This window comes from Lysinibacillus sp. GbtcB16, from assembly GCF_019091145.1.
Lineage (GTDB): Bacteria > Bacillota > Bacilli > Bacillales_A > Planococcaceae > Lysinibacillus > Lysinibacillus fusiformis.
In genome coordinates this window covers 1-554 of sequence record NZ_JAGXJV010000108.1, presented here as the reverse complement: position 1 = coordinate 554, position 554 = coordinate 1, and the positions used below count along the sequence as shown (strand labels likewise).

1 protein-coding gene is annotated in these 554 nt (G+C 37.4%); it reads right to left on the bottom strand.

Annotated features, from left to right (window positions below; genetic code table 11):
• Window positions 1-554: PBSX family phage terminase large subunit (locus KVT27_RS23570; RefSeq protein ID WP_217582064.1), on the bottom strand; the 554-nt coding region annotated here is incomplete at both ends.

The following is a 554-nucleotide window of genomic DNA, read 5'->3' as shown; positions in this document are numbered from 1 at the left end:
AATTTCTGCAGGTTATCATTAACATAATATTGAAATGCATCACACGTATGATCGTCTACTTTAAGTACTTCAGGGTTAGGCGTCTGCAAGGTTTTAGCGTCCCACTGATATCGCTTGTGTTCCTCATAAAACACCTTGTTGTTTTCTGTATCCAAAATAAAAATACGTCCCTGTGATAATAAATCGTAGACGTTTTCTATCATCGTTACTTTCTTTTTCTTTGCAACGGGATGCAGTCGAACACCATAATCTTTAAAGTACTGGTTACGCAAGCCACCCTCTGCAGAATCGATAGTTTGTTGGTCAATGTATCTTCTAAATATAGCAGTAGCATTTGTCACGAATTCATTTAAGTCCACTGAGAACTCACTAGGTGCCCGTTTAACGACTTTGTTTTCAGGTGAGTAATAATATGTATCTAATAGGATTACATTTCCCTTCTTCGTGAATCCAAAGGCTAAATAAGTAGTAGCGGAAACCTGGTGCCCTGTATCGATGGCAATATCAATTAATATTAAGTCGTCATCTTCAGGTAGTTGGCTGATTAAGTTAAA